The organism is Actinoalloteichus sp. GBA129-24, from assembly GCF_001941645.1.
Classification (GTDB): domain Bacteria; phylum Actinomycetota; class Actinomycetes; order Mycobacteriales; family Pseudonocardiaceae; genus Actinoalloteichus_A; species Actinoalloteichus_A fjordicus.
Genome location: NZ_CP016077.1, coordinates 2786727 through 2812551, shown reverse-complemented (window position 1 = coordinate 2812551; position 25825 = coordinate 2786727). Strand labels below are relative to the sequence as shown.

Annotated in this window: 23 protein-coding genes and 1 pseudogene; 10 read left to right on the top strand and 14 right to left on the bottom strand. The window is 70.5% G+C overall.

Annotated elements, in window-relative coordinates:
• Window positions 1–325: 325 nt before the first annotated feature.
• The 4 genes from UA75_RS33815 to UA75_RS12570 all read right to left on the bottom strand — a co-directional run bounded on the left by UA75_RS33815 (window position 326) and on the right by UA75_RS12570 (window position 4471).
• Window positions 326–931, bottom strand: coding sequence for a TlpA family protein disulfide reductase (locus UA75_RS33815; RefSeq protein ID WP_075764406.1), 606 nt, complete (start codon window positions 929–931; stop codon window positions 326–328).
• Window positions 932–1232: 301 nt separating this feature from the next.
• A complete protein-coding gene (locus UA75_RS12580; protein ID WP_075740405.1) occupies window positions 1233–1760 on the bottom strand; it encodes a hypothetical protein in 528 nt (175 codons plus the stop codon).
• Window positions 1757–3712 carry a M6 family metalloprotease domain-containing protein gene (locus tag UA75_RS12575; protein WP_075743730.1) on the bottom strand — a complete coding sequence of 652 codons (1956 nt, stop codon included), beginning with the start codon at window positions 3710–3712 and terminating at the stop codon, window positions 1757–1759. Before UA75_RS12575 ends, UA75_RS12580 begins: the two co-directional genes overlap by 4 nt.
• Window positions 3713–3898: 186 nt before the next feature.
• Window positions 3899–4471, bottom strand: coding sequence for a PadR family transcriptional regulator (locus tag UA75_RS12570; protein ID WP_075740404.1), 573 nt, complete (start codon window positions 4469–4471; stop codon window positions 3899–3901).
• Between the two features lie 60 nt (window positions 4472–4531).
• Between UA75_RS12570 and UA75_RS12565 the strand changes: the two genes are divergently transcribed.
• The gene (locus tag UA75_RS12565; protein ID WP_075740403.1) at window positions 4532–5425 is read left to right on the top strand and encodes an SGNH/GDSL hydrolase family protein; all 894 of its coding nucleotides are present in this window, start codon (window positions 4532–4534) and stop codon (window positions 5423–5425) included.
• Here UA75_RS12565 and UA75_RS12560 read toward each other — a convergent pair.
• Entirely contained in the window at window positions 5344–6276 is a 933-nt protein-coding gene (locus tag UA75_RS12560) for a heme o synthase (RefSeq protein WP_075740402.1), read from the bottom strand. The two genes, UA75_RS12565 and UA75_RS12560, sit on opposite strands and share 82 nt — an antisense overlap.
• Window positions 6277–6793: 517 nt before the next feature.
• Here UA75_RS12560 and tkt point away from each other — a divergent pair.
• From tkt to pgl, 6 genes are read left to right on the top strand one after another with little or no spacing between them, the layout of a single operon-like run.
• Window positions 6794–8890, top strand: coding sequence for a transketolase (gene tkt, locus UA75_RS12555; RefSeq protein ID WP_075740401.1), 2097 nt, complete (start codon window positions 6794–6796; stop codon window positions 8888–8890).
• Entirely contained in the window at window positions 8890–10014 is a 1125-nt protein-coding gene (gene tal / locus UA75_RS12550) for a transaldolase (protein ID WP_075740400.1), read from the top strand. Before tkt ends, tal begins: the two co-directional genes overlap by 1 nt.
• A complete protein-coding gene (locus tag UA75_RS12545) occupies window positions 10011–11642 on the top strand; it encodes a glucose-6-phosphate isomerase (protein WP_075740399.1) in 1632 nt (543 codons plus the stop codon). The genes tal and UA75_RS12545 overlap by 4 nt, the downstream gene beginning before the upstream one ends.
• Window positions 11639–13183: a glucose-6-phosphate dehydrogenase gene (zwf, locus tag UA75_RS12540; RefSeq protein ID WP_075740398.1), complete on the top strand. Its 1545-nt coding sequence runs from the start codon at window positions 11639–11641 to the stop codon at window positions 13181–13183. Before UA75_RS12545 ends, zwf begins: the two co-directional genes overlap by 4 nt.
• Entirely contained in the window at window positions 13180–14400 is a 1221-nt protein-coding gene (opcA, locus tag UA75_RS12535) for a glucose-6-phosphate dehydrogenase assembly protein OpcA (protein WP_075740397.1), read from the top strand. The genes zwf and opcA overlap by 4 nt, the downstream gene beginning before the upstream one ends.
• Window positions 14387–15157 carry a 6-phosphogluconolactonase gene (gene pgl, locus UA75_RS12530; RefSeq protein ID WP_075740396.1) on the top strand — a complete coding sequence of 257 codons (771 nt, stop codon included), beginning with the start codon at window positions 14387–14389 and terminating at the stop codon, window positions 15155–15157. Before opcA ends, pgl begins: the two co-directional genes overlap by 14 nt.
• Window positions 15158–15373: 216 nt before the next feature.
• Here the strand turns inward: pgl and UA75_RS35150 are convergent, their stop codons facing one another.
• Window positions 15374–15532 (bottom strand): TetR/AcrR family transcriptional regulator C-terminal domain-containing protein, encoded by a 159-nt coding sequence (locus UA75_RS35150; RefSeq protein ID WP_404799988.1) that lies wholly within the window; start codon window positions 15530–15532, stop codon window positions 15374–15376.
• 60 nt (window positions 15533–15592) lie between these two features.
• Between UA75_RS35150 and UA75_RS35145 the strand changes: the two are divergent.
• Together UA75_RS35145 and UA75_RS12515 are read left to right on the top strand one after the other, a co-directional pair.
• A pseudogene (locus tag UA75_RS35145) lies at window positions 15593–16725 on the top strand (FAD-dependent monooxygenase).
• Between the two features lie 141 nt (window positions 16726–16866).
• Window positions 16867–17274, top strand: coding sequence for a DUF2267 domain-containing protein (locus UA75_RS12515; RefSeq protein WP_075740393.1), 408 nt, complete (start codon window positions 16867–16869; stop codon window positions 17272–17274).
• Between the two features lie 228 nt (window positions 17275–17502).
• Here the strand turns inward: UA75_RS12515 and UA75_RS12510 are convergent, their stop codons facing one another.
• Window positions 17503–19038 (bottom strand): hypothetical protein, encoded by a 1536-nt coding sequence (locus UA75_RS12510; protein ID WP_075740392.1) that lies wholly within the window; start codon window positions 19036–19038, stop codon window positions 17503–17505.
• A 200-nt stretch (window positions 19039–19238) separates the two neighbouring features.
• On the opposite strand from UA75_RS12510, the gene UA75_RS32790 reads away from it, so the two are divergent.
• Window positions 19239–19409 (top strand): hypothetical protein, encoded by a 171-nt coding sequence (locus UA75_RS32790; RefSeq protein ID WP_157434143.1) that lies wholly within the window; start codon window positions 19239–19241, stop codon window positions 19407–19409.
• A 60-nt stretch (window positions 19410–19469) separates the two neighbouring features.
• Here the strand turns inward: UA75_RS32790 and UA75_RS12505 are convergent, their stop codons facing one another.
• The 7 genes from UA75_RS12505 to UA75_RS12475 form a co-directional block, all read right to left on the bottom strand.
• On the bottom strand, window positions 19470–19811 hold the full coding sequence (locus UA75_RS12505; protein ID WP_075740391.1) for an RNA polymerase-binding protein RbpA: 342 nt from the start codon (window positions 19809–19811) through the stop codon (window positions 19470–19472).
• Window positions 19812–19882: 71 nt separating this feature from the next.
• A complete protein-coding gene (gene secG / locus UA75_RS12500; RefSeq protein ID WP_075740390.1) occupies window positions 19883–20119 on the bottom strand; it encodes a preprotein translocase subunit SecG in 237 nt (78 codons plus the stop codon).
• A gap of 73 nt (window positions 20120–20192) precedes the next feature.
• Window positions 20193–20981 (bottom strand): triose-phosphate isomerase, encoded by a 789-nt coding sequence (gene tpiA, locus UA75_RS12495; protein WP_075740389.1) that lies wholly within the window; start codon window positions 20979–20981, stop codon window positions 20193–20195.
• Between the two features lie 6 nt (window positions 20982–20987).
• Window positions 20988–22223, bottom strand: coding sequence for a phosphoglycerate kinase (locus tag UA75_RS12490; protein WP_075740388.1), 1236 nt, complete (start codon window positions 22221–22223; stop codon window positions 20988–20990).
• A gap of 19 nt (window positions 22224–22242) precedes the next feature.
• Window positions 22243–23262 carry a type I glyceraldehyde-3-phosphate dehydrogenase gene (gap, locus tag UA75_RS12485; protein ID WP_075740387.1) on the bottom strand — a complete coding sequence of 340 codons (1020 nt, stop codon included), beginning with the start codon at window positions 23260–23262 and terminating at the stop codon, window positions 22243–22245.
• A 548-nt stretch (window positions 23263–23810) separates the two neighbouring features.
• Window positions 23811–24797: a DNA-binding protein WhiA gene (gene whiA, locus UA75_RS12480; RefSeq protein WP_075740386.1), complete on the bottom strand. Its 987-nt coding sequence runs from the start codon at window positions 24795–24797 to the stop codon at window positions 23811–23813.
• 2 nt (window positions 24798–24799) lie between these two features.
• Window positions 24800–25816, bottom strand: coding sequence for a gluconeogenesis factor YvcK family protein (locus UA75_RS12475; protein WP_075743729.1), 1017 nt, complete (start codon window positions 25814–25816; stop codon window positions 24800–24802).
• Window positions 25817–25825 lie beyond the last annotated feature (9 nt).

Sequence of the window (25825 nt, the reverse complement as noted above, 5' to 3'; positions counted from 1 at the left end):
GTGCCGGATTCAGAATCGCGGCTGCCGTGTCGATTCACAAGGCGGTCGCCGGTCGGCACCGACACTCTCCGGACTTGACGAATTGTCAAATCGCGTCCTGGCAGCGCAGGGTCGATCGGCGGCGGCCCGAACGAGCGCGGGATCGCCGCCGATGACACGCCGCGCGGCGCACGGCGGCCCGGCCGGTGCCCGGCTGTGGCGAGTCCGGAGTGTCGGACGGCTCGGATCAGCCGACGACGCCCGCTCCGGCTTCTTTCGGCGGGCGGGCAGCGGACCCGCATCGAGGGAGAGGATGCGCGCCCTGGCAGGCGGAATCGACCGGGGCTCAGCCCCGGCGGTAGAGCGCCGACAGCTCCGCGTCGAGCTCCTCGGCCCTCGCCGGATCGGCCACGCCGCCCGGAATCCCGCGCAGCAGGCCGCCGCCCCGACCGATCACCGCGATCAGCGGCGGCTCCTCGGCGGCGTAGTGTCGCGCCGCCGCACGGTCGGCGTCCACCGCGACGGGATAGGGCACCTCGTGCTCGACGAGGAAGTCCGTGACGGCGGCGGGGTCGTCGCGGCTCGCGACCCCGACGAACGACACCGCATCGCCGTGCACCTCGGCCAGGTCCGAGAGCGCCTGCTGCTGATCGGCGCACGTCGCACACCAGGAGCTGAAGAAGACCAGCACCACCGGGCGGTCGTCCCACAGCGTCGACAGGCCGATCTCGGCACCGTCGAGCAGCGTCAGCTCCAGATCGGGCGCGGCGGGAGCCGCCTCGGGCTCGTGGTAGCGGATCTCCTCGGCGACGGGTCCCGGCAGTCGATCGGCGCCGCCAGGGGCGACCCCGTCCCGGGCCGCGCCGGGGTCACAGGCCGACACGGCGAACAGGGCGGCGACCAGCGTGCCGAGGAGACGTCGGGTGCGAGGCGGCGCATCGAGGGCGGTCATGTCCGCGCCCCGGTGCTCCACGGCGGCGAGAACGGGGCAGCGCTCGCCGCGACTACGCAGGGCGGCAGGCGGTCGGGGGACATCCGCACGCGGTGCATCCTCTCTGTCGGGCGGGGTGGTTCCGAGCCGGCGGCCTCGCCGGACCGGGTCCGCCTGCCCGGCCTGCTGCGGCGATCGGCCGGGGCGACGCCGACCGGTCGCCGCCCGGCTGGCCCGCCCGTCGAAGGCGCCCCGGTGGACGTCCCGGCTGGGCACGAACGGATCTCCGGTCCGGCCGGTATCGGCGGCCAAAAGGTGCTGATCAAGGCAGAGCGGTAACCCACTGGTCATCCTCGGCGGCGGTGAGCGGCAGCGGTTCCCGGTCGGCGACGGCGAGTCGGTAACTCGGCGACGACGGCGCGGTCACCGTCACCGTCACCTCGCAGAACGTGGGTCGGCGCGGAGCGGTGTCCTCGTCCAGTGCCGCGTCCAACTCCGCTTCCACCGCCGAGACGGCCCGGCCTGCCGGCAGCTCCCCCTCGGCCAGCAGCCGATCCTCGTCGTCGAGGAGCCGGAACGGCGCGGTGGCGTGCAGGTCGGCCATCGAGGCCGTCCCGGAGCATTCCGCGCCGGGCGCCCGGAAGACGCCGTCGCGCAGCAGCACCCGCACGGTCAGCCTCTCGCCGTCGGCCCCCGAGGACGCCGCAGCCGGGATCGCCTCCTCGGCCCCGCACCCGGCGAGGCAGGCGAGCGCGAGGAGGAGTGCGGAGAACCGGGCCGGGGCGCGTCCCGACGCCGCGCCGAGTCCGGCAGGCGTCGAGCAGCGGGCAGGCCCGTGGTCACGGCTCATCGAGAGCGGATGACCCGGCAGCGCGCGGTCTGCGTCTGCTCCGGATCGCTCTCCGACACGGCGGTCAGCGTGACCTCGCCGGTCCGGGCGGCGTCGCGGTCGGCCGTCGCGATCACCCCGACGTCCACGGTCTCCCCCGGTGCCGCCGCCGCCAGCTCGGCGGGCAGCCGCACCGACCAGCCCTGCGCTCCGGTGGCCGCGCTGAGCCGGTAGACGTCGCCGCCGTGCTCCGCCGCCGCCTCCCCGGTGTTGCGCAGCGGGAACGAACAGCGGGCGATCCCGTCCTCGGTCTGTGCGGCGCGGGCGGGGCGAAGCGACAGTCCCCTGCGGTGCGGGCCGTCGCCGTCCAGCGACCGCACCGCGACGGTGTAGGACAGGACCTCGTCCTCGTCGCGTCGCAGACCCAGGACGTAGAAATGCAGACGGTTGGCCTCGTCGACGTGCTCGGCAAGGCTGCCGGAGCCGGTGCCCGCCTTGAACAGTGCGTCGGCGAGCTGCCGTGCATCGCCGACCGTGACCATCGCTGGTGTGCCGTCGGGCCGGTAGAAGTCGACCAGCCCGATGTCCTCGGGGTTGGCGTCGATCACCCAGATGAAGGGCGCCCGGTCCTCATCCTTCGTCTTGGCCAGCAGCACCCCGCTGTCGGGGGCAAAGGAGTCACTGCCCATCCGGTCGACGACCTCCAGGGTGTAGTTCTGGTAGCCACCGCCGTCGCACAGCGGGTCGGTCCGCTGATCGCAGGGCGGCGAGAGGTCACCGTCGGGCAGCACCACGTTCAGTCCCGTCACCGCATCGCCCGTCGGCTCGGCGGCGCGGGCGGTGACCTCGGCGACGACCAGACCGCTCTCGGCCAGGTCGCCGCCGTCGACGCGCAGCACCTCGGACTCGTCGATCAGGCCGAGCTGGAGCTTGTTGCGCACCATGTGATGCGCGCCCATCGCGCTGCCCGAGGTCGGCGGGATCAGCCATCGCGTATGGGTGCCGCCGGGTCCGTTGAAGGTGCCTCGGCTCATCATGTCCCAGAGACCGCTGTAGGAGCGGATCGGCGGATCGGCGAAGGGGTTGTTGTAGTTGTCGCCGATGCCCAGGATGTGGCTCAGCTCGTGGGCGTAGACGCCCTGGCCGGAGCTCTCGGCCTGGGTGGAGGAGCCCGCCCGCGCGTTGGGCCAGATGCCCGCCGCCGCGCGCCACGAGGTCCAGTCGACGTAGCGGGTGTCCGACCAGTTGGGCAGGTCAGGGTCCGGCGGGCCGAACTCGTCCGGGACGTCCTCGCGATTCTGGAACATCATCTCGCCGAACTCCTGCCAGGTGGACGACTCGTCCTGGCCCGCGCTGAGGAAGAAGACGAAGTCGAAGCCCTCGGGAACCTGGTCGCCGACCTCGGCTCGCCAGGCGGCGCCCGCGTCGGTCCGCAGGTCGCGATCGCACGAGTAGCCTGCCGGACAGAATTCGGGACCCTGCATGTCGATCCCGTACTCGAAGGACTGCCCCGGCAGCCGGTACGGGCCGAACCCGGTGAGCTCCACGCCGAAGCGCCCTCGGGAGTCCTCCATCCAGTACTCGTTGATCGTGTGGCCCCGGTTGAGCTCGCCAGGGCTGTTGAGGAAGCCCTCGTAGAACTCGGCGACGTCCTCGCGCGGGACGTCGGCGGCGAGCGCGTCCGGGTTGCCGAACACCGTCGACCCGGCGGGCCGGGTGACGACGAAGTCCTGATCGGGATAGTCGGCGAGGACGAGCGCGCCCCGGAAGGTCTGCTCGGTGGGCACCAGCGAGGGGTCGGCCCACGTGGTGCCGGGCACCGCCCGGTAGTCCTCCCAGGTCATGTCCTCGGGATTGACCCAGCTCTGCGGGTCGATCGGTTCGACTCGGGCGGGCCCGCCGGGCCCTCCCACGCCGTCGGCGACCGCCGCCTGGGCGGTCAGCGCCCCCGACGAGGCCAGTAAGGCCGCCATGGTGGCCGTGACCACCGCTCGTCGCCCGATCCCGATGTGCCGCACACGCATGGAAAGACCTCCGCCTGCCCGGCGCCGCGGCCTCGGCGCGGGCTGCCGAGGTGAGATCCGGGTGAGTCGCCAGTCACAGGCTAGGCAGCGTCGCGGTCGGATTCTGCGGCCAGACGGGGGAATCCTTTAGTCACGCTAAGTTCCCCGGCGGGCCCGGTCGAGCCGCCGGGACAGGGCGTGCGCGGTGGACTCGCACCAGGCCGCGGTCTGCTCCTCGAACGCGATTCCCCGGCGGAGCGCCAGGTAGGGACCGATCCGTTCAGCGGTCTCGAGGTACTCCTCCTCGGTCCGCCCGGCCAGCATCTCGCGGGCCATCCCGTGGAAGTCGGCCAGCTTGACCTCGGCCTGTTCCCGGCGTTCAGCCAGGTCACGCAGCACGGCGGCAGACGAGCCGAACTCGGCCGCGTGCACGGCCACCGTCAGGTCGTCCTTGATCGCGGTGGGCCGGGTCGGCCTTTCGATGAAGGCCGCCAGCTCGTCAGCACCCGCAGACGCGATCGTGAAAACCCGCTTGGTGGGCCGTCGATCCCGGACGACCTCGTGACCGACGACGAGGCAGGCGGCCTCCATCCTCGCCAGCTCGACGGAGAGCTGCTGCGCGGTGGCGTGCCAGAAGTGAGCAACGGTCACGTCGAATCGCCGGGCGAGTTCATAAGCCGAGAGCCTGCGATCCGCCAGCGCGGCGAGGACGGCATGACGAAGGGCCATTATGATCGTCTCTCATACTCAAATAGTTGACTAGTTTAATCGAGAATATTAGGAGCCCCGATGAGAGTCGTCAGGACGGCGGCCCTCGCCGCCGGAACCGCGACGGCCGTGTTATTCGGCCTGGTCGTCGCGCAGGGCAGGCGCATCCGCGAGGAGATCCCTCGGCTGCCTGCGGCCGACGGTCCGCGACGAGGCCGCTCCCCCGGCGCGGGTCCCGCGCTGCGGGTGGCCGTGCTCGGCGACTCCACCGGGGCAGGCGTCGGACTGGCGGACATCCGGGACTCGCTGGCGCCGCAGCTCGCCGAGGCACTCGCCGTCCGCACGGGTCGCGACGTCCACTGGCGGCTGGCGGCCAGACCGGGTGCGACGGCACGGCAGGCGCACGCCGACCTGCTGCCCGAGCTGGACGATGCAGGCTGGCGGCCGGACCTGGTGGTCCTCTCACTCGGCGTCAACGACGTCACCGCCCTTCGCCCGCCCGCAGCCTGGCGACGAGACACCACCGCGCTGGTCAGCGCCGTGCGCCACCGGTTCGGCGCGGTGCCGACGTTGGCGGCGGGCCTTCCGCCGTTCAGTCGCTTCCCCACCCTGCCCAACCCGCTGCGGACGATGCTGGCCGCCTATGCCGCGCTGCTGGACCGGATCTACGCCGCAGTCCTACAGGCGGCGAACGGACGACATGTCGCCGTCTCGCCACGCCTGATCGACGGAGCGGGATTCTTCGCCTCGGACGGCTTCCATCCCTCGGCCGTCGGCGTGCGGAAGTGGGCCGAACTGCTGGCCGACGCCGCCGTCGACCGCTGGGCATGGGCCACCGCCCCCGCCCGGCAGGGCGGGACCACCCCCGCGCGGCGGAGCGACGCTACCGAGGCTCAGAAGCTGAAGGTCCAGCCGAACGCGGGCCAACCGATCACCGAGTCGACCGCCAACCCCACGAACAACGCCATCAGATAGGTGTTGGACAGGTGGAACAGGCGCATCGGCCGCACCTCGACGCCACGGCGCACACCGAGGTGCAGTCGATGCGCCGAGATCAGGAACCACGCGCCGCTCACGACGGCCAACGCGAGGTAGATCCAACTCGCGGCGGGGACCAGGAGCAGGGTCCAGACGACCATCACCCAGCTGAAGATCACGATCTGTCGCGACACGTACTCGGCGGGCGCCACGGCAGGCAGCATCGGCACGCCTGCCCGCTTGTAGTCCTCCCGGAAACGCATCGCCAGTGCCCAGGTGTGCGGCGGCGTCCAGAAGAAGATCACGCCGAACATCACCAGCGCAGGCCACTCCACCGTGCCCGTGACCGCGGACCAGCCGATCACGACGGGCATGCAGCCCGCCGCGCCGCCCCAGATGATGTTCTGCGCCGTGCGGCGCTTGAGCACCATCGTGTACACGAGGACGTAGAACAGGATCGTGGCCACCGCGAGCACGGCGGCCAGCAGGTTCGTCGTGAGCCACAGGAAGCCGAACGAGCCGAGGCCGAGCGTGACGGCGAAGATCAGCGCGTTGCGCGGAGACACCTGGGACCGGACCAGCGGGCGAGTGCTGGTGCGCTTCATGACGGCGTCGATGTCGGCGTCGATGACGCAGTTCAACGCGTTCGCGCTGGCAGCGGCCATCGTTCCGCCGACCAGCGTCGCCAGCACCAGCCACAGGGAGGGGACGCCACGCTGGGCCAGCAGCATCGCCGGGATCGTGGTGACGAGGAGCTGCTCGACGACCCTCGGCTTGGTGAGCGCGACGTACGCGCGGAGGACGGATCCGATGGACCGGGGCGGATTCTCGGTGACGACGGTGCTCACCGGGTGACTCCCACAGTGCTCGCCGACGACATGAGACTCCTTAGCAGCGTGGTTCGCGGCCCTGGACAACTGGGCCGCCCGAATGGTAGCCGCGCTACCTGATCGCCCCGCCCACCGGGTTCACGACCGGAGCGCGAAGCCGCCCTGACCTAGCGCTTCGCCCCTTTCGTCCGGCTCGGGACGGCTCGGAACGCTCCACCGGACCGGCCGCGAACGGCTCGCCGGACCGGCGGGAGGCGATCCCCGCCGTCCGCAGGCTCCGCAGTCGACCATTCCGCGGATCGACGACCGCCTCGGGACCGTGCCTGGGGGACGCTGCCGGGCGAACGTCCAGGCGAAAGTGACCAAGGCCGCCGCGGCGGGCCCCGACACGGAACCCTGCGTTCGCGTCCGGCCGGACTAGGCTGGTCGGCGGACGAAGGGCTGCGTGAGCGGAGGCGTGATCCCCAGAAAGTGCTGAGGTACTCGGGTGCCCTCCGGTACAGCCCGCTTGACGAGCGAAACAGGAGCAGATTCCTTGTCCGTGAGCGACGATCTGAGCCGCCTGACCACGCCCCACCTGCCCGCCGACTGGTCGGAGGCGGACCGGCGCGCGGTCGACACCATTCGAGTGCTGGCCGCCGATGCCGTGCAACGCACGGGGAACGGGCATCCCGGCACCGCGATGAGCCTGGCGCCTGTCGCCTATGCGCTCTTCCAACGAGTGATGCGCCACGACCCGACCGACGCAGACTGGATCGGCCGGGACCGCTTCGTGCTGTCCGCAGGTCACAGCAGTCTGACCCTCTACATCCAGCTCTTCCTGTCCGGTTACGGGCTGGAGCTGGACGACCTGAAGGCGTTGCGCAAGTGGGGGTCCAACACGCCGGGCCATCCTGAGCACCGGCACACCCCCGGCGTCGAGATCACCACCGGCCCGTTGGGACAGGGGCTGGCCTCCGCGGTGGGCATGGCCATGGCCGCCCGGCGGGAGCGCGGTCTGTTCGACCCGACGCCCGAGTTCGGCCAGAGCCCGTTCGACCATCAGATCTTCGTGATCGCCTCGGACGGCGACATCGAGGAGGGCGTCACCTCGGAGGCCTCCTCGCTGGCCGGACACCAGCAACTCGGCAACCTCGTCGTGATCTACGACGACAACAAGATCTCCATCGAGGACGACACGACGATCGCGCTGTCCGAGGACACCGCGAAGCGCTACGAGGCCTACGGCTGGCACGTCGAGGTCGTCAACGGCGGCGAGAACGTCACGGACATCCTCGCGGCGCTGGAGAGGGCCAAGGCCGAGACCGGCAGACCCTCACTGGTGCTGCTGCGCACGGTCATCGGCTTCCCCGCGCCGAACAAGGCCAACACCGGCAAGGCGCACGGTGCCGCGCTGGGCGAGGACGAGGTGGCCGAGGTCAAGCGAATCCTGGGCTTCGACCCCGAACGGTCCTTCCAGGTCGACGACGAGGTGCTGGCGCACGCCCGCGCGGTGGTGGATCGGGGCGCGAAGGCCCACGCCGAATGGCAGCAGTACTTCGACGCCTGGGCTGCGCGGGAGCCGGAGCGCAAGGCCCTGCTGGAACGGCTCAGCGCGCGGGTCCTGCCCGAGGGCTGGACCGAGAAGCTGCCGAGCTGGGAGCCCGACCCCAAGGGGATCGCGACGCGCAAGGCCTCCGGCGAGACGCTGGCCGCGCTGGCCGAGGTGCTGCCGGAGCTGTGGGGCGGCTCGGCCGACCTCGCGGAGAGCAACAACACGACGATGAAGGGTGCGGACTCCTTCGGGCCTGCGAGCACCTCCACCAGGGAGTTCACCGCGCATCCGTACGGCCGCACGCTGCACTTCGGCGTCCGGGAGCACGCGATGGGCGCGATCCTCAACGGCATCGCACTACACGGACCGACCCGGCCCTACGGCGGCACCTTCCTGGTGTTCAGCGACTACATGCGCCCCGCAGTCCGGCTGGCGGCTCTGATGAAGGCGCCCGCCGTCTACGTCTGGACGCACGACTCGATCGGCCTCGGCGAGGACGGCCCGACGCACCAGCCGATCGAGCACCTGGCCGCGCTGCGGGCGATCCCCGGCCTGACGATCGTGCGACCCGCCGACGCCAACGAGACCTCGGCGGCCTGGCGGACGATCATGGAGCGTCCCGACGGCCCGGTCGGCCTGGTACTCAGCAGGCAGAACCTGCCGATCCTTGCGGGGACCTCCACGGAGGGCGTCAGCCGGGGCGGCTACGTCCTGGCCGAGGCCGAGGGCGGCGAGCCGCGCCTGATCCTCATCGCCACCGGCTCCGAGGTGCAGATCGCCGTGGAGGCCAGGGAGGTCCTCCAGGCCGAGGGCGTGCCGACCCGCGTCGTGTCGATGCCCTCGGTGGAGTGGTTCGAGGCACAGGACCTGGAGTACCGCGAGAGCGTCCTGCCGCCCTCGCTGCATGCGCGCGTCGTGGTCGAGGCGGGCATCGCCCAGCCGTGGTACCGCTTCGCCGGTTCCGACGGCGTGATCGTGTCCATCGAGCACTTCGGCGCCTCAGCCGACTACCAGACGCTGTTCCGCGAGTTCGGCTTCACCACGGACTCCGTGCTGGCCGCCGCACGCGTCACTCTGACCAGAGTCGAGGAGAAGTGATGAGCAGCAACGACCCGCTGGCCGCATTGTCCGAAGCAGGGGTGTCGATCTGGCTCGACGACCTGTCCCGTGACCGGATGGACTCCGGCAGTCTCGACACGCTCATCCGAGACCGCCACCTCGTCGGCGTCACCACGAATCCGACGATCTTCGCCGGCGCGCTCGCCAAGGGCACCGCCTACGACGAGCAGGTCGCCGAGCTGGCGGCCCGCGACGCGTCGGTGGAGACCGCCGTCCATGAGATCACCACCTCGGACGTCAGGCGGGCCTGTGACGTCTTCCGGCCGACCTGGGAGGCCACCGACCGCGTCGACGGCCGGGTCTCCCTCGAGGTCGACCCTCGGCTGGCCCATGACACCGCGGCGACCGAGGCGGAGGCCGCGGCGCTGTGGGAGGCGGTCGACCGACCCAACCTCTACATCAAGATCCCGGCGACCGTCGAGGGCGTGCCCGCCATCGCCCGCACGCTGGCCGCCGGGATCAGCGTGAACGTGACGCTGATCTTCTCGGTGGACCGCTACCGCGAGGTCATGGACGCCTACCTCGAGGGACTGGAGCAGGCCAAGGCCAACGGCCACGACCTGCGCTCCATCACGTCGGTGGCGTCCTTCTTCGTGTCCAGGGTGGACAGCGAGGTCGACAAGCGGCTCGACGCGCTGGGCTCCCCGGCCGCCGAGGCACTGCGCGGCAAGGCCGCCATCGCCAATGCGCGGCTGGCGTTCGCCGCCTACGAGGAGGTCTTCGGCTCGGAGCGCTGGCAGGCCCTCGCCGAGGAGGGTGCTCGTCCGCAGCGGCCGCTGTGGGCGTCCACGGGTGTCAAGGACCCGGCCTACTCCGACACGCGCTATGTCGACGAGCTGGTGACCTCCGGCGTGGTCAACACCATGCCGGAGAAGACGCTGTTCGCCGCCGCGGACCACGCGACGGTCGCAGGCGACACGGTGCGGGGCACCGGGTCCGCCTCTCAGGAGGTCTTCGACGCCCTGGCCAGGGAGGGCGTGGACATCGACGACGTCTACGTCGTGCTGGAGAACGAGGGCGTGGCCAAGTTCGAGAAGTCCTGGGAAGAGCTGCTGGAGACCGTGAGCGGTCAGTTGACGAAGGCGAAGGACAGCACTCGATGACCGAGGTGAACAACGCGGCCCCGTCGGTCGTGATCGCCGACGGGCCGTGGGCCCAGGAGGCAGGCGAGCTGGCCGAGCGGCTCGCGGCGGAGGCCGTGGCAGGCGAGCTGACGGCGGGCAATCCGACGCTGTGGGGAGCCGACGCCGAGTCCGAGGCCGCCGTGCGACTGGCCTGGACGACCCTGCCCAAGACCTCCCGCCCCCTGCTGGGCGAGATCGCGGCCCTGCGCGGCGAGCTGCATGCCGAGGGCGTCGATCGGGTGGTGCTGGCCGGGATGGGCGGCTCGTCGCTGGCTCCCGAGGTGATCACCGCCGCCGCAGGCGTGCCGCTGACGGTGCTGGACACCACCGATCCCGGCCAGGTGGCCGACGCGCTGGCGGGCGACCTGTCCCGCACGGTGCTGGTCGTGTCCTCCAAGTCGGGCTCCACCGTGGAGACCGACAGCCATCGACGGATCTTCGAGCACGCCTTCGAGGCGGCGGGCATCCCGGCCGCCTCACGGATCGTCGTGGTCACCGACCCGGAGTCGCCGCTGGAGACGGCGGCTCGGGCGGCGGGCTACCGGCATGTCTTCCGCGCCGATCCGCACGTGGGCGGCCGGTACTCGGCGCTCACCGCCTTCGGGCTGGTGCCCGCCGGACTGGCGGGGGCCGATGTGGCCGGGCTGCTGGCCGAGGCCGCCTCGGCCGCCCCGACGCTGGCCCAGGACGAGCCGGACAACCCGGCGCTGCGGCTGGCAGGCGCCTTCGGCGCGGCGCTGGCGCGTGGCGCGGAGAAGGTCGTCTTCGCCGACAACGACTCCGGCCTGCCCGGCTTCGCGGACTGGGCGGAGCAGCTCATCGCGGAGTCGACGGGGAAGAACGGCACCGGTCTGCTGCCGGTGGTGGTGGAGAACGTCTCGGCACCGGGCTTCGTCGATGCAGGCGACGACGCCACCACGGTCGCCCTCGGCTCGCCGGACTCGGCGGCGACGCTGACGGTGTCTGGCTCGCTGGGGGCGTCCTTCCTGCTGTGGGAGTACGCCACCGCGATCGCGGGCAGGCTGTTGGGCATCAATCCCTTCGACCAGCCCGACGTGGAGGCGGCCAAGACCGCCGCCCGGTCGCTGCTCGACTCGTCGGACGGCTCGGCGACTCCGACGCCGCTGCTGGTCGACGGGCCGGTCGAGGCCTATGTCGCGGGATCGTGGCAGCCGCCGGAGGGCGCGGGCCTCGACGAGCTGATCGCGTCGTTCGTGGCGGCGGTGCCCGAGACGGGCTATCTGTCGCTCCAGGCGTACCTGGACCGCGAACAGGACGCGTCGGCGGCGGTGCTGCGTCGCGAGCTGGCCAGGAACACCGGAGTGCAGACCACCTTCGGGTGGGGTCCCCGCTTCCTGCACTCCACGGGCCAGTACCACAAGGGCGGACACCAGAACGGCGCGTTCCTCCAGATCACCGGTGCGGCGGAGGAGGATCTGGCGGTTCCGGACCGGCCCTACACGCTGGCCACGCTGCAACTCGCCCAGGCGCTGGGCGACGGCACGGTGCTGGCCGATCGGGGTCGCCCGGTGCTGCGGCTGCATCTGACGGACCGGCTCGCCGGACTCGCCCGCCTGGCCGAGGCGGTCCAGGGAGTGAGCCGGTGAGCGTCACCAGGAAGGAATGGCGCAACCCCCTGCGCGACGACAGGGACAAGCGACTGCCCCGCATCGCCGGTCCCTGCGGTCTGGTGATCTTCGGGGTCACCGGCGACCTGTCCCGGCGCAAGCTGATGCCCGCGATCTACGACCTCGCCAACCGAGGTCTGCTCCCGCCCGGCTTCGCCCTCACCGGCTTCGCCCGGCGGGAGTGGGCAACCCAGGACTTCCGCAAGGTCGTCCACGATGCCGTGCGGGAGCACGCCAGGACGCCCTTCCGGCAGGATGTCTGGGACCGGTTGGGGGAAGGGCTGCGCTTCGTCCAGGGCAGCTTCGACGACGACGTCGCCTTCGACCGGCTCGCCGAGACCGTCCGCGAACTGGACGAGGTGCGCGGCACCGGCGGCAACCACGCCTTCTACCTCTCGGTGCCGCCGAAGGCGTTTCCGCTGGTGTGCAGGCAGCTCGCCCGCTCGGGGCTGTCCGATCCGACGGCGAGCACCGATCAATGGCGGCGGGTGGTGATCGAGAAGCCTTTCGGTCATGACCTGCACAGCGCTCAGGACCTCAACCGGATCGTCAACGAGGTCTTCCCCGAGGAGTCGGTCTTCCGCATCGACCACTACCTCGGCAAGGAGACGGTGCAGAACATCCTCGCTCTGCGCTTCGCCAATCAGCTCTTCGAGCCGCTGTGGAACGCGCACTACGTCGACCACGTGCAGATCACCATGGCCGAGGACATCGGCCTCGGCGGCCGGGCCGGGTACTACGACGGGATCGGCGCGGCCCGCGACGTCATCCAGAACCACCTTCTGCAACTGCTGGCGCTAACCGCGATGGAGGAGCCGGTCTCCTTCCATCCCAGGGCGCTGCGCACCGAGAAGGTCAAGGTGCTGGCGGCGACGCGGCCGATGGTGCCGTTCGCCGAGACGACCGCCCGAGGTCAGTACACCGGCGGCTGGCAGGGCGGACAGAAGGTGCCCGGCCTGCTGAACGAGGGCGGCTTCGCCTCCGACTCGGTGACCGAGACCTACGCGGCGATGACCATGGAGGTCAACACGCGGCGCTGGGCCGGGGTCCCGTTCTACCTGCGCAGCGGCAAGCGACTCGGCAGGCGGGTGACCGAGATCGCCGTGGTGTTCAAGCGGGCGCCCCATCTGCCCTTCGACGCCACCGCGACCGAGGAGCTGGGCGAGAACGCCCTGGTCATCCGGGTCCAGCCCGATGAGGGCGTGACGATGCGCTTCGGCTCGAAGGTGCCGGGCACCGCGATGCAGATCCGCGACGTCACGATGGACTTCGGGTACGGCCACGCCTTCACCGAGGACTCCCCCGAGGCCTACGAGCGGCTGCTGCTCGACGTGCTGCTGGGCGAGCCCTCGCTGTTCCCGATGAACGAGGAGGTCGAGCTGTCCTGGCGGATCCTCGACCCGGTACTGGAGTCCTGGCACGCCGAGGGGACTCCCGAGCCCTACGCGGCGGGAACCTGGGGTCCGCCCTCCGCTGACCGAATGCTCGCCAGAACAGGAAGGCACTGGAGGCGGCCGTGATCATCGACCTGCCCTCGACAACCACTTCTCAGGTCAACAAGAAGCTCGTCGAGCTGCGCGAGACCGGCGGGGCCGTCGCGCTCGGCCGGGTCCTCACCCTCGCCATCATCACCGACGACGGAACACAGGCCGAGGAGGCGATCACGGCAGCCAACGAGGCCAGTCGGGAGCATCCCTGCCGTGTCGTGCTCATCGCCAAGGGCGCCCGCCGGGCTGCGGCTCGGCTGGACGCCCAGATCCGGATCGGCGGCGATGCGGGGGCCAGCGAGGTCATCATGCTGCGGCTCTATGGTCCGCTCGCCGACGAGGGCGCGAGCTGCCTGGTCCCGCTGCTGCTGCCGGACGCCCCCGTGGTCGCCTGGTGGCCGTACGAGACGCCGAAGGTGCCTGCCGAGGACCCGATCGGTCGGCTGGCGCATCGGCGGATCACCGACGCGAAGTCGGAGCGCAATCCCGTCAAGGCCCTGGAACATCGGGCCGCCGTCTATGCCGACGGCGACACCGACCTGGCCTGGACGCGACTGACGTCGTGGCGGGCGCTGCTCGCCACGGCGCTGGACCTGCCGCCGCACGAGATGGTGGAGTCCGCGATCGTCACCGGCCGTGCCGACTCGCCCTCGACGACGTTGCTGGCGGCCTGGCTGGCCTCGGCGTTGGGCGTGCCGGTCACGCGGGTCCGGTCCCAGGACGGACAAGGCATCGTCTCGGTGGTGCTCCAACGCCGCTCCGGTCAGATCAAGCTGGAGCGGCCCGACGGCCAGTTCGCCACGCTCACCCAGCCCGGCCAGCCCGACCGCAGGGTCACGCTGCACCGTCGGCCGATGCGAGACTGCCTGATCGAGGAGCTGCGCAGGCTGGACCCGGACGAGATCTACTCGCAGACTCTGCAGGCGCTGCCGAAGGTCGAGGGGCATGCGACGGGGACGGCGTCCGGGCGGCGCAACACCGGAGGCCGCACGCGGACGGCGGCGGTGAAGTCGACGAAGTCGGCGACTGCGGGCAAGCCGGTCGGCAAGACCACGACCAAGGCGGGGGGCACCCGGACGACGACGTCCTCGTCCTCGGCGTCCTCCTCGACGGCGAGCACGTCAGGCGTCGCCCGCACCGGTCGGCGGATCGCCGAGCCCAAGCCCAGCAGGCGAGGCTCGACCTCGGCGGCCCGCAGCAGGAGCAGGGCCGCGAAGAACGGAGAGGACACCGCTGGTGAGCAGGCCTGAACTGGTCGTCCATCAGACCGGAGAGCTGCTGGCCGATGCCGTCGCGGCACGGCTGGTGACGGTGCTGGTGGACGCCCAGACCGAACGCGGGCGCGCGTCGCTCGTCCTCACCGGGGGGCGCACCGGCGGGGCGGTGCTGGCCGCACTGCGCACCTCGTTGGCTCGGGACGCCGTGGACTGGTCGGCGGTCGACTTCTACTGGGGCGACGAGCGATTCCTGCCCGCAGGAAACGCCGAACGCAACGAGACCCTGGCACGAGAGGCACTGCTGGATCACCTGCCGATCGACCCCGCCAGGGTGCACCCGATGGCCGCCTCCGACGGGCCGCTGGGAGCCGACCCCGACGCGGCGGCGGCCGCCTACGCCGAGGTGCTGGCCGAGGCGGCCGGGCGATGGGAGGGCGAGTCCGTGCCCGCCTTCGACGTCTGCCTGCTCGGGGTCGGGGAGGAAGGCCACACGGCCTCGATCTTCCCGGACTCCCCCGCCGTGCACGAGCAGCAGCGCAGCGTCGTCGCGGTGCGGGACTGTCCGAAGCCGCCGCCCACCCGGATCTCCCTGACCCTGCCCGCCATCCGCGCCTCGGCGCAGGTGTGGCTGATCACGACCGGGGCGGGCAAGGCCGAGGCCGTCGCGGCGGCCATGCGGGGCGCCGACGAGGTCGCCGTGCCCGCTGCGGGAGCCACCGGACGACAGCGCACCCTGTGGATCGTGGACTCGGCCGCCGCAGCCCTGCCCGACGGCGGGCCGCCGCGCTGAGCACGTGCTGATACCGGCTGGTGCCGGGCGTGGTCCGTTCGCGGGCCGCCCCGGCACCACGCCGGTCGGCGGCGCTCGGCTGGTCCCGGCCCGCACTCGATCGGCATCGACGTGGATTCCGCGCCGGACCGGCCGAGACGCCCCGGCGGCGATGCCGAGGCGATCGCACGCCCCTTCCCCACCCCTCGGCGGAGTCCCCGGCCGGAGCAGGCCGCGTCATGCCGGTGGGCCCGCCGCGTCTCGTGCGGCGGAGGCCCTCGCGGCCACGCCGTCGAGCAGGCAGGCCAGTCCGAAGTCGAAGCGCCGGTCCGCGTCGACGTCCTGTGCGTCGCGCAGCCGCCGCGCGAACTCCGGATAAGCGCCGCCCCCGGACAGCCCGTGTCGGATGACCGAATTCCCGTCGTGATCGCAGGCGGCGGCACCGTCGGATCGGCCATGGCCGCGTTCCTAGCCGACCACGGCATCGTGTCCCTCGTCGCGGAAGCCGAGGCCACACCGTCCATCCATCCCCGCGCCACCGGACTCGGGCGACGAACGATGGAGATCCTCCGACAGGCGGGCCTCGCGGAGCAGGTCGGCGCCTTGGCCGTCGATCTTGCGGGCAGCATGGGCAAGATCTCCGCCCCGACGCTGGCCTCGGCCGACCTGTCCGCCACCCCACGACGCCACGGCCGCACCGAGCTGCCGCCGACGCGGCAGAGTCGCCTCGGTCCTGTCGAACTCTCCGCTTCCTGCCCGCAGAACCGTCTGGACGCCGTCCTGTCGTCGGCCGCACGCAAGGGCGGCGCCGCCGTCGTCCACTTGACCCGGCTCCGTTCCTTCTCCCAGGACGACATCGGCGTCACCTCGGTGCTGGACTGCCCCGATGGCACCCGGTCGGTCCGGTCGGACTATCTGATCGGCGCCGACGGCGCGCGCAGCGGCGTGCGCGACGCACTCGAGATCGGCACGTCCGGGCCGAGCGGACTGGGCAGGCCGATGATCAACGTTCTGTTCCACGCCGATCTCGACGCGTACACGGCGGGACGTCGATTCGCCGGCTGCGACATCACGACTCCGGAGGCGCCCGGCATGCTGGTCACCGTCGGCGGGGCGACGAACTGGATCTTCCACACCGCCGCCGAATCGATCGCAGGTCGGGCAAGGCAGCTCACTCCTCGGCGATGCCGCGAGTTGATCCGGGCCGCGGTGGGCATCCGGACCTCGACGTAGAGGTGCTGCGCATCCTCCCTAGGCAGCCGCGCGGCATGCTCGCCGACCGCTTCCAGGATGGTCGGGTCCTCCTGATCGGAGACGCGGCGCACGCGATGCCGCCGGTGGGCACGTCCGGGGTGAACACCGGCATCGCCGACGCACACAACCTGGCCTGGAAACTGGCCGCTGTGCTCGACGGCCACGCGGGCGGCGCCCTGGTGGAGACCTACCAGGCGGAGCGGCGTCCTCGCCTGCCGCACGCGTGGCTGGAGAGTGACGGCCCGCCGCTCTCGACATTCGACCTCATCCGATCCGAGTTCACCCTGCTGACCGGGCGGCGAAACAGGCGTCGGACCGCCTCGGCCTGCGCCTGACGACACACCGGATCGGGGTCGAGCGATCCAGGGCAGACCTGTGGACCTGCGAGGGAGGCACGGGCGGGACCTCCCACCAGCGCCGGTGTAGCCCGGCGCCCCGGCGGGTACGGCAATGGGGACCCGGAGAGGAGCGACGGCATGAGACATGACGAGTTCATCGGCCAGGTTCAGGCGCGGGCACGACTGTCCAGCCGGGGCGAGGCCGAGACCGCGACCAGGGCCGCCCTGGAGACGCTGGGCGAGCGAGTGCCAGAGCAGGCGGCCGACCACCTGGCCGACCAGCTGCCGACCGAGATCGCCGAACATCTGCGCCGCACCGAGGTCATGGGCGGGGCAGGCACGGGAGAGCGGTTCGACCTCGACGAGTTCATCCGGCGAGTCGCCCAGCGCGGTCACATGCACGAACCGGACGCCGTGTACCGCTCACGAGTGGTGCTGGAGGTGACCGGCGAGGCTACCGAGGGCGTGCTGGACAAGGTGCGACACCAGCTCCCCGAGGAGCTGCGCACCCTGATCGACGCGGGCAGCAGCGGCCCGCTGCGCTAAGAGCCGGTCTTTGATCCCCCTGGAGTCGTGAGCGGGAATCAGCGTGGCTGAGCTGCAAGGCGGAGGAAGGAGACATAACGGAGTTATGTTGACTGACGACAACGCCGCAGATCGCCGCCACCTGCCCCGCGCAACAGGAAAGTGGGGATCAAAGACAGGCTCTCAGGAGGCGGTCCGGTCGCGTACTCACCTCACCTGGTGGAACGCGACCGGCCGGCGGGGGCACAGTCACGTCAAGGTGTTGGGCACATTGCGATGCGGCCCGTAATAGCCGATGTGCACCATGCCGGTCTCCCTGGACGGATGGAAGTAGATGCGAGGGGCCAACGGCCCGCCACCGGTGGCGATCTTGATGTGGGCCTCCATGTAGATGCGCCCAGAGGGAGACACTCGCCGATCGACGATGAACTCCCGTTTACTCCATAGCCGGGTGGAATTCCGCACGGTCTCGCTCTCCTTCATCGCGAGCTTCTTGGTGGTGGCGGGCCAGGCAGCGGGATGGCCCGAGGTCTCACACCAGGTCCAGAACGTGCCAGGAGCCTCGCCTCCGACCAGCGCCACCGCGTAGGCGTGGAGGGCCAGAAACGCACGCCACGAGGTCTCACCCCAGGCACGCGCCTCAACCGCGTTGTCGAGATGCGCAATATGGGCACATGCTTCGGCGGGAAGACACAACCGATCATTCAGATGCTCCTGTGCGAGCAGGATCGCGTCGGTGGGCGAATCCGCGCTCGCGGGCACCTGCTCGGCGAGGAGCTGCTGCATCGCCTCCGGCTTATCGCGCCATAACGCAGGCTCGGCGAGGGCGAGCTTCCGACGTGCCTCACCGAGCTCCGCCCGAAGCCTGTTGTTGTCCCCCTCCAGCTGATACTGCTCATCGAGGAGATCGAGATATCGCTGATCGAGCGAGGACACCCTGGTGCGGAGCTCGGCCGACTCCTCCTCCGCAATCGTGATGAGTTCGGCCCACTCGGCAGGCTCCCGTCGTACCGCGTCATTGAGCATTCGTTCGGCGAATTCGAAGCTCGCGGGCGCCCGCCGGGCGCCCGCTCGCAGCGAGATCGCCCGGTTGATCACCTGTCCCGCAGTCTGGCGATAGCGCAGGAAACGCGTGGGCAGGGTGTACCGATGCCGCCAGCCCTCGTCCAACGCAGGGTCCACGCCGGGTTCATAGATCCGGAACGCGCCGTCCCGGACCGCGTAGGAGTCACCCATGATCAGATTGAACTGCTCTACGCCCGTCTCATCCAGCAGAGTGATCAGCGCGAGACCCGCAGCCATACCGGCGGCCCGCACCATCAGCTCGTCGAATCGGTCCCGCATCGGCATCGCCGCCCGCGAAGCACGGAACGAGGAGTCGCGCGGGAGTGGCGTGAAGACGACCACGGGCACCACTCGACCCATACTCGTGATCAATTCGGCAAGTTCTTCGGCCCCGTCGGCGCCCACGAATTCTCGAGGCTGATGTGACAGCAGCACATCTGAGTCGGTCGGATTCACCCCTTCAGAAAGGAGAGTTCGGACGAATTTCGGAGCGGCGACCGTGACGTCATCGAGCGACTCGTAACTCACCGCCTCGACGTCGACCCAGATCCAGCCATGCTGTCCGCCGAGGTCCTTCTCGACGCAGTCACCTGCCCACGAACGCACGGTCGTCGTCCATCGCGAGCCGTCGTCTCGTGTCTCGACGAGCATGCCGCGAAAGACCGCCGAGATCTCGGTGCCAGGACGGTTGCTGACCTCATAGGCGATCCGAGACCGCATTGTCCCGTCGTCAGTCCGTTCCTGAGGTGAGTCCGTGAGGAGACGACCGCGGCTCTTCGTCGTGACCCACGCGGAGAACACCCGGCGCACGCGAGCCACCAGGTCCACATCGCGATCGCTCCATAACGCGCGATAAAGAATGGCCATGTGAACCCCACCACCTTGATCGTTCGAAGACCACACGATAGCAATCACAAACGATGGTGCGGCAGTTCGACGGGCAGGCGGAGCTGATGGTTCGGCAGGGACCCGGCCGCGCCGAGACTCCGGTACCGCGTTCGGTCGGGCGCCTGGGCAGGCAGCAGAGCCGGAGCTGCCACGACGTCGTCCTGCACACCTGTCACGTCGGACAGAGCGACGGCAGGGCCTGAGACGACGACGACACCGCCCGGAACGGACGGTGTCGTCATCAAGATCGGGCGAACCCGCGCCTATTCGCCTCGACGCTCGCGCAGTCGCTTGAGCGCCTCATCGAGTATCGCCTTGCCGTCGGAGTCGCTGCGCCGTTCCTTCACGTACGCAAGATGCGTCTTGTACGGCTCGTTGCGCGGCGGCGCCGGAGGCTGTTCCTCGTCACGACCTGCGGGGCACCCGCAGCGCGGACAGTCCCAGAACTCCGGCTCGTCCGCGTCGACCGCGAACGAAGGCCGCACCTCGTGGCCGTTCGCACACCAGTAGGAGACCCGACGCCGAGGCGCCGACTCCCCACGCTCCGACTCGCCTATCGGGCCCGCGCCGACTCGCGTGCCTCTGATCGCGTTACCACCAGCCATCGACGCTCAACACCCCACAACGTGGTAGCCCTACATGCCGACCGGAGGGACCGACACGTGCTCGTCGCGGATCAAGCGTCGATCCGGACCAGCAGACCCACCGCCACGATGCAGATGACCCAGATCGCGCTCGTGAAATACGTGATCCGGTCGAGATTCTTCTCCGCGACGTTAGATCCGGACAAGGTCGACTGCATGCCGCCGCCGAACAACGACGACAAGCCGCCCCCGCGACCCTTGTGCAGCAGGACAAGCAGGATCAGAGACAGGCTGGAGATCACCAGCATGACGTGCAGGAAGAGTCTCATCTCACCCTCGCGTTGTGGCGGTAGGCATCAAAGGGTACCGGGTCGGTGACCGCGGGTGGTACGCACGGCTAGCTCAGGGCAGCGGTCCACCCGCTGCGAGCGCGCAGAGCTTAGCGAACTCGTCGGCGTCCAAGCTGGCGCCGCCCACCAGAGCGCCGTCCACATCGGACTGAGCGATCAACTCGCCGATGTTGCCGGACTTGACGGAACCACCGTAGAGGACCCGCACCTGGTTGCCGACCTCGGCACCGTACTTCTCGACCAGCGCGGCCCGGAGCTCGCCGCACACCTCCTGCGCGTCGGCAGGCGTGGCGACCCGGCCGGTGCCGATGGCCCACACCGGCTCGTAGGCCACGACGACCTCGGCCACCTGTTCGGCCTTGAGCCCCTTGAGCGCCGCGATGAGCTGGGCACGGCCGTGTGCGACGTGCCCACCCGCCTCACGGACCTCCAGCGGCTCGCCGACACACAGGATCGGCGTCAGGCCGTGCTTGAGCGCGGCCCGCACCTTCTTGTTGACCAGGTCGTCGTCCTCGGCGTGGTATTCACGCCGCTCCGAGTGCCCCACGATCACGTAGGAGCAGCCCAGCTTGGCGAGCATCGCGCCGGACACGTCGCCGGTGTAGGCACCGGACTCGTGCGGCGAGAGATCCTGCGCACCATGCTTGAGCAGCAGTTTGTCCCCGTCGATCAGCGTCTGCACGCTGCGGATGTCGGTGAACGGCGGGATCACCGCCACCTCGACCTTGGCGAAGTACTTCTCGGGCAGGGAGAACGCGATCTTCTGCGTCAGCGAGATGCCCTCGAAATGATTGAGGTTCATCTTCCAGTTGCCCGCGATGAGCGGTTGACGAACAGCCATCTGCCTTCAGTCCTCCAGGACCGCGACGCCGGGAAGGACCTTGCCCTCCAGGAACTCCAGGGACGCCCCACCACCGGTGGAGATGTGCGAGAAACCGTCCTCCGGCAGTCCGAGGGCTCGGACCGCCGCAGCGGAGTCCCCGCCGCCGACCACGCTGAACGCCTTGCCGTCGACCAGCGCCGTGGCGACCGCTCTGGTGCCCTCCGCGAAGGCGGCGAACTCGAAGACGCCCACCGGGCCGTTCCAGAACACGGTGGCCGCGTCGGCCAGCCGCTCGGCGAACAGCTCACGAGTTCGGGGGCCGATGTCGAGGCCCTCCCGGTCGGCCGGGATGGCGTCGGCGGACACGACCTTGACGTCGGCGTCGGCGGCGAAGTCCGTGGCGGCCAGCACGTCGACCGGCAGCACCAGCTCGACACCGCGTCGCTCGGCCTCGGCGATGAAGCCGCGCACCGCGTCGAGCTGATCGGCCTGCAACAACGACTTGCCGACCTCGTGCCCGCGAGCCTTGAGGAAGGTGTACGCCATGCCGCCGCCGATGAGCAGCCGGTCGACCTTGGCCAGCAGGTTCTCGATGACCGCCAGCTTGTCGGAGACCTTCGCCCCGCCCAGCACCACCGCATACGGCCTGGCGGGCTCCTCGGTGAGCCTGCGCAGCACCGTCACCTCGGCGAGCACCAGCTCGCCCGCATAGTGCGGGAGCAGCCGGGCCACGTCGTACACCGAGGCCTGCTTGCGGTGCACCACGCCGAAGCCGTCCGAGACGAAGGCGCCGTCGGAGCCGACCAGGTCGGCCAGCTCGCGGGCCAGCGCACCGCGCTCGGCCTCGTCCTTGCTGGTCTCCCTCGGGTCGAAGCGCACGTTCTCCAGCAGCGCCACCGAGCCGTCGGCCAGGCCGTCGACCGCTGCCTTGGCAGACGGACCCACCACGTCCTCGGCCGCGGCGACCTCGACGCCGAGCAGCTCACCGAGCCGCGCGGCCACCGGGGCCAGTGAGAACTTCTCTTCCGGCACGCCCTTGGGCCTGCCGAGGTGCGCGGCGATCACCACACGGGCGCCCGCCGCGATCAGCGCCGACAGCGTGGGCAGCGAGGCGCGCACCCGGCCGTCGTCGGTGATCCGCTGCCCGTCGAGGGGGACGTTGAGGTCGGCGCGCACGAGCACGCGCCGACCCCGAACACCCTCGGCCAGCAGGTCCTGAACTGTCGCGACGTCCCCGCGAGGGGACTCTGACGTCGTCACTGGGCCGTCCTCTTCCTGATCAGGAGAGCTTGGCGCCGACCAGCACGGCGAGGTCGGCCAGCCTGCTGGAGTAGCCCCACTCGTTGTCGTACCAGCCGACGACCTTCACCGTGGTGTCCGCCTCGTCCGGGCCCGCCGTCTGCGTCAGCGACGAGTCGAAGGTGCAGGACGCGGGAGAACCGACGATGTCGCTGGAGACGATCTGGTCCTCGGTGTAGACCAGCACGTTCTTGAGCGACCCCTCGGCGGCGGCCTTGAACGCCGCGTTCACCTCGGCCTTGGTCACCGGCCGGGACAGCTCCACGGTCAGGTCGGTCACGGAGCCGTCCGGCACCGGGACGCGCATGGCCATGCCGTCCAGCTTGCCCTTGAGCTCCGGCAGCACCAGCGCGGTGGCCTTGGCGGCACCGGTCGTGGTGGGAATGATGTTGGTCGCGGCGGCACGCGCCCGACGCAGGTCCTTGTGCGGGAAGTCGAGGATGACCTGGTCGTTGGTGTAGGCGTGCACCGTCGTCATGAGGCCCTTGACGATGCCGAACGCCTCGTGCAGAACCTTCGCCATCGGCGCCACGCAGTTGGTGGTGCAGGAGGCGTTGGACAGCACGACCTGGCTGCCGTCGTACTTGTCGTCGTTGACGCCGAGCACCACGGTGAGGTCCTCGCCCTTGGCAGGCGCCGAGATGATGACCTTCTTCGCGCCCGCCTCGATGTGTTTGCGCGCGTCCTCGGCCTTGGTGAAGTGGCCGGTGGACTCGATGACGACGTCGACGCCCAGCTCGCCCCACGGCAACGCGGCCGGGTCACGCTCGGCCAGCGCCTTGATGGTCTTGCCGCCGACCTTGATCGAGTCACCCTCTGCAGTGACCTCTTCATTCAGCGTGCCCAGCACGCTGTCGTACTTGAGCAGGTGTGCGAGGGTGGCGATGTCGGTCAGGTCGTTGACGGCGACGATCTCGACGTCCAGACCGGATGCGTTGACTGCGCGCCAGAAGTTGCGCCCGATGCGACCGAAGCCGTTGACGCCTACACGAACCGTCACGGTGCGTCTCCTCAGATACTCGAACGATTGATTGCCGGTGAGTTACACACGGATGGCCACGCTGCCAGCCGCCACCCTATCGCCCGACGAGAAGCACAGGTCATCACGACCTGATGTCTCTCTTGATCGAGCCAGCACACGGTAACCGGCGCGCCTGCCCGCTGCCCACCCCCCTCGAACATCGAGTAGCGGCAGCAGGCCCGGCGCACCGCACGCTCGCTGCGGTGATACGACTTCGGGACCCCCCAGCCTGCCCGCACGACGACGATCGATCCCGATTCGCCGCAGGCGACCGGCGGCCGCGACCGGCAGCGAGGCCGCTCTGCGCCGTCGGCAGGGCGGCGCACCACCGCAGGAACTCGCAGGCATGGGCCGCCCGCCGTTAGAGCCTGTCTTTAATCCCCACTTTCCTGTTGCGCGGGGGGCCGGCGCGGCGATCTGCGGCGTTGTCGTCAGTCAACATAACTCCGTTATGCCTCCTTCCTCCACCTGGCAGCTCATCCACGCTGATCCCCGCTCACGACTCCAGGGGGACCAAAGACAGGCTCTTAGACCTCCGCCTCCAGCATCTCGGCGGTGACCGCGGCGTCGGTGTCGGGAACTCCGAGATCACGAGCGCGCTTGTCCGCCATCGCCAACAGCCTGCGGATCCGTCCCGCCACCGCGTCCTTGGTCATCTGCGGGTCGGCGAGCTGGCCCAGCTCCTCGAGCGAGGCCTGTCGGTGCGCCAGCCGCAGTCTGCCTGCCGCGAGCAGATGCTCCGGCGTCTCCGGCCCCAGCAGTTCCAGCGCCCGCTCGACCTTGGCCGCCGCCGAGACCGCCGCTCGCGCGGAGCGCCGCAGGTTGGCGTCGTCGAAGTTCGCCAGTCGGTTCGCCGTGGCCCGCACCTCGCGGCGCATTCGACGCTCCTCCCACGCCAGCACGCTGGAATGCGCGCCGAGCCTGGTGAGCAGTGCTCCGATGGCATCGCCGTCGCGGACCACCACGCGGTCGGCGCCCCGCACCTCCCGCGAACGGGCCTGCACGCCGAGCCTGCGGGCCGCGCCGACGAGCGCCAGCGCAGCCTCCGGACCGGGACAGGTCACCTCCATGGCGGAGGAACGCCCCGGCTCGGTCAGCGAGCCGTGCGCGAGGAAGGCCCCGCGCAGCGCGGCCTCCGCATCGCAGACCCCGCCGGAGACGACGTGGGCGGGCAGGCCCCGCACCGGCCGCCCCCTGGGGTCGAGCAGCCCGGTCTGCCGGGCCAGCCCCTCACCGTCGGCGGCGACTCGTGCCACGTAGTGGCTGCCCTTGCGCAGCCCGCCGGAGGTGATCACATGCACCTCGGCCGTATAGCCGAAGAGATCGTGGATCTCCTTGCGAAGTCGGCGAGCCACCGAGCCCGTGTCGAGCTCGGCCTCGACGACGACCTTTCCGCCCACGATGTGCAGGCCCCCCGCGAAACGCAACAGCGAGGAGACCTCGGCTCGACGGCAGCACGTCTTGGTCACCGTCAGCCTGCTCAGCTCGTCCTTGACCGACGCGGTCATCGCCACGATCAGTCCTCCTCTCCCTCGGCCCGCCGCGCCACACCGCGACGGCCGGACTCCGCGTCCCGACCCTGCGCCCCCGCAGTGGCGAACGCCTCGGCCAAGGCCTCGGCCAGAGCCTCGGGATCATGTCGCTCAGGTGCGCCGACGACGGCGACCCGACGAAGATGGGCCGTGCCGCCCAGAGAATCGGCCGCTCTGCGCAGCCGATCCGGGGTCGGCACCGAGTCAACGTCCGCGACCACCGCGTCCACCCGTAGTCGGGGGGCGTGTTCGGAGAGTACGTGCAGGTGTTGTTCCGGTGAGAACCCGGCCGTCTCGCCCGGCTGGGGCACGAGATTGAGCACGACGACCCTTCTCGCGGTCGTCTGGACCAGTGCCTCATGCAGCTCCGGCACCAGCAGATGGGGCAACACGCTGGTAAACCATGATCCAGGACCGAGAAGGACGACGTCCGCATCGAGCACGGCCGCCACCGCCTCCGGGGTCGCCCGAGGCGTCCGGGTGGGACCCGTGGCGTTGTGCAGCCGGACTCTTTTCACTCGTCCGGGGGTAGTCGCGACGGCGACCTGACCCCGAATCCGGCGGATCACGGCGGGGTCCTCGTCCAGACCGGCCACGTCTGCCTCGATGTCCAACGGCTCGGTCGACATCGGCAGCACCCGGCCGCTCGCCCCCAGCAGCAGCCCGGCCTGGTCAAGCGCGACGACCGGATCGCCGACCACCTCCAGGAGCCCGGCGAGCAGCAGGTTTCCCACCGCGTGGCCCGCCAGCGCGCCGTGACCGCCGAACCGGTGCTCGAAGACCTCGCTCCACCGCGTCCCGGGAACATCGTGCGTGGCGAGGGCCGCGAGCGCCTTGCGCAGGTCACCGGGCGGCAGCAGGCCGAGTTCGCGGCGCAGCCGCCCGGACGACCCGCCGTCGTCGGCGACGGTGACCACGGCGGTCGGTCGCACCGCCAGTCGTCGCAGGGCGGCGAGCGTGACCTGAAGCCCGTGCCCGCCGCCCAGCGCGACCGCCCGCAGTTCGCCGTC

Coding starts and splice junctions, on each gene's coding strand:
- UA75_RS33815 (WP_075764406.1), bottom strand. CDS start 931: ATGACCGCCCTCGATGCGCCGCCTCGCACCCGACGTCTCCTCGGCACG.
- UA75_RS12580 (WP_075740405.1), bottom strand. CDS start 1,760: ATGAGCCGTGACCACGGGCCTGCCCGCTGCTCGACGCCTGCCGGACTC.
- UA75_RS12575 (WP_075743730.1), bottom strand. CDS start 3,712: ATGGCGGCCTTACTGGCCTCGTCGGGGGCGCTGACCGCCCAGGCGGCG.
- UA75_RS12570 (WP_075740404.1), bottom strand. CDS start 4,471: ATGGCCCTTCGTCATGCCGTCCTCGCCGCGCTGGCGGATCGCAGGCTC.
- UA75_RS12565 (WP_075740403.1), top strand. CDS start 4,532: ATGAGAGTCGTCAGGACGGCGGCCCTCGCCGCCGGAACCGCGACGGCC.
- tal (WP_075740400.1), top strand. CDS start 8,890: ATGAGCAGCAACGACCCGCTGGCCGCATTGTCCGAAGCAGGGGTGTCG.
- UA75_RS12545 (WP_075740399.1), top strand. CDS start 10,011: ATGACCGAGGTGAACAACGCGGCCCCGTCGGTCGTGATCGCCGACGGG.
- UA75_RS12515 (WP_075740393.1), top strand. CDS start 16,867: ATGAGACATGACGAGTTCATCGGCCAGGTTCAGGCGCGGGCACGACTG.
- UA75_RS12510 (WP_075740392.1), bottom strand. CDS start 19,038: ATGCGGTCTCGGATCGCCTATGAGGTCAGCAACCGTCCTGGCACCGAG.
- UA75_RS32790 (WP_157434143.1), top strand. CDS start 19,239: ATGGTGCGGCAGTTCGACGGGCAGGCGGAGCTGATGGTTCGGCAGGGA.
- UA75_RS12505 (WP_075740391.1), bottom strand. CDS start 19,811: ATGGCTGGTGGTAACGCGATCAGAGGCACGCGAGTCGGCGCGGGCCCG.
- secG (WP_075740390.1), bottom strand. CDS start 20,119: ATGAGACTCTTCCTGCACGTCATGCTGGTGATCTCCAGCCTGTCTCTG.
- tpiA (WP_075740389.1), bottom strand. CDS start 20,981: ATGGCTGTTCGTCAACCGCTCATCGCGGGCAACTGGAAGATGAACCTC.